This is a genomic window from Streptomyces sp. ActVer (genome assembly GCF_027270795.1).
Classification (GTDB): domain Bacteria; phylum Actinomycetota; class Actinomycetes; order Streptomycetales; family Streptomycetaceae; genus Streptomyces; species Streptomyces umbrinus_A.
In genome coordinates this window covers 1-2,605 of record NZ_JAPWHT010000767.1, presented here as the reverse complement: position 1 = coordinate 2,605, position 2,605 = coordinate 1, and the positions used below count along the sequence as shown (strand labels likewise).

Genomic DNA, 2,605 nt, shown 5'->3' with positions numbered 1-2,605 from the left:
CTGGAGAGAGGGGCTTACGCCCCTGATCTTTTAGGGGCGCGGGGAACTGCGCGATCAGCCACGACGCACCCGCACGTCTACGCACCGACCCCAGGCACGCTCATCAGGGGCGCGGAGAACTGCGCAGTCTCTTGACCTTTCGGGGCGCGAGCAACCCCCGCCGGGGCGACGGGTGAGGTCAGTCCGGGAGCCGTGTGCCGGAGAGACGGTGGGCCAGGGCCGTGCAGCGGCGGCCTGCGGAGACCGTGCGGACGGCCTGGCCGAGGGCCTTGCGGGAGCCGACCAGGACGACGAGCTGCTTGGCACGGGTGACGGCCGTATACAGAAGGTTGCGCTGGAGCATCATCCAGGCCCCCGTGGTGACGGGGATGACGACGGCGGGGTACTCACTGCCCTGGGACCGGTGGATCGTCACCGCGTACGCGTGGGCCAGCTCGTCGAGTTCGTCGAAGTCGTACGGGACCTCCTCGTCCTCGTCCGTCAGGACGGTGAGGCGCTGGTCGTCGAGGTTGAGGGAAGTCACCACCCCCACCGTGCCGTTGAAGACGCCGTTCTCGCCCTTGTCGTAGTTGTTGCGGATCTGGGTGACCTTGTCGCCGACCCGGAAGACGCGGCCGCCGAACCGCTTCTCGGGGAGGTCGGGGCGGGCCGGCGTGATGGCCTGCTGGAGCAGGCCGTTGAGGGTGCCGGCGCCTGCGGGGCCGCGGTGCATGGGCGCCAGGACCTGGACGTCACGCCGGGGGTCCAGCCCGAACTTGGCCGGAATGCGCCGCGCAGCCACATCCACCGTCAGACGCCCCGCCTCCTCCGTGTCGTCCTCGACGAAGAGGAAGAAGTCCTTGAGCTTGTCCGTGATCGGATGCTGGCCCGCGTTGATCCGGTGAGCGTTCGTCACCACCCCTGATTGCTGAGCCTGCCGGAACACCCGGGTGAGACGGACCGCCGGCACCGGCCCACCCTCGGCAAGGAGATCCCGCAGCACCTCGCCCGCGCCGACGCTGGGAAGCTGGTCGACGTCCCCGACGAAGAGCAGATGCGCCCCTGGCGGGACCGCCTTCACCAGCTTGTTGGCGAGTAGGAGGTCCAGCATGGACGCCTCGTCCACTACCACCAGGTCCGCGTCCAAGGGGCGGTCCTTGTCGTACGCCGCGGCGCCGCCCGGCTTCAGCTCCAGGAGCCGGTGCACGGTGGAGGCGTCCGCGCCGGTCAGTTCGGCAAGTCGCTTGGCGGCGCGGCCCGTCGGCGCGGCCAGGACGACCTTGGCCCGCTTCGCCTTGGCCAGCTCCACGATCGAACGGACCGTGAAGGACTTGCCACAGCCGGGGCCGCCCGTGAGCACCGCGACCTTCTCGGTGAGGGCGAGCCGGACCGCCGCCTCCTGCTCGGGGGCCAGCTCCACCCCCGTGCGGTCCTTGAGCCAGGCCAGTGCCTTGTCCCAGGCCACGTTCCCAAAGCCCGGCATGCGGTCCTCGTCCGTACGCAGGAGGCGCAGGAGCTGGGCCGAGAGGGACAGTTCGGCCCGGTGGAAGGGGACCAGGTAGATGGCGGTGACCGGTTCACCGCCGTCCAGGCCGGGCACGCGCTCCCGTACGACACCCGGCTCCTCGCCCTCCTCGGACGGCGCCGCCAGTTCCGCGAGGCACTCGATGACCAGGCCGGTGTCCACCTGGAGCAGTTTCACCGCGTCCGCGATCAACTGCTCCTCCGGCAGGAAGCAGTGGCCCTGGTCCGTCGACTGCGAAAGGGCGTACTGCAGGCCCGCCTTGACGCGCTCCGGGCTGTCGTGCGGGATGCCCACGGACTGGGCGATCTTGTCGGCGGTGAGGAAGCCGATACCCCAGACGTCGGACGCGAGCCGGTAGGGCTGGTTCTTGACCACCGAGATCGACGCGTCGCCGTACTTCTTGTAGATGCGGACCGCGATCGACGTCGACACCTCGACGGTCTGGAGGAAGAGCATGACCTCCTTGATCGCCTTCTGCTCCTCCCAGGCCTCGGCGATCTTCTTGGTCCGCTTGGGCCCGAGCCCCGGCACCTCGATGAGCCGCTTCGGCTCCTCCTCGATGATCTGCAGGGTGTCCAGCCCGAAGTGCTGCGTGATGCGGTCGGCGAAGATCGGCCCGATGCCCTTCACCAGACCGGAGCCCAGATAACGGCGAATGCCCTGGACCGTGGCCGGCAGAACCGTCGTGTAGTTCTCCACCGTGAACTGCTTGCCGTACTGCGAGTGGGAGCCCCAACGCCCCTCCATACGCAGGGACTCCCCCACCTGCGCACCGAGCAACGCCCCGACGACCGTGAGGAGATCACCGCCACCCCGACCCGCGTCCACCCGGGCCACCGTGTAGCCGTTCTCCTCATTGGCGTACGTGATCCGCTCCAGCACGCCTTCCAGAACCGCCAGGTTCCGCTCCCCGTTCCCCGCCCCTTGCTTGGACATGATCCGACGCTACCTCCCACCTACGACAACGCGGTTGGGCCTCCCCCGCATCCATGACATCTGCGGCCCGGCGGGGGCTGATCGCGCAGTTCCCCGCGCCCCTGAAGGGGCCCGCCCCCACCCTCCGGCAGCCGCCCTCCGGCCGAAGGGGTCGTGTCGGGGTTT

At 69.4% G+C, this 2,605-nt stretch carries 1 protein-coding gene; it reads right to left on the bottom strand.

Annotation, left to right across the window (positions count from 1 at the left end; genetic code table 11):
* Positions 1-178: 178 nt before the first annotated feature.
* Complete coding sequence (locus tag O3Q52_RS51775; RefSeq protein ID WP_269655351.1) at positions 179-2,440, bottom strand: ATP-dependent RecD-like DNA helicase; 2,262 nt, start codon at positions 2,438-2,440, stop codon at positions 179-181.
* Positions 2,441-2,605: the final 165 nt, after the last annotated feature.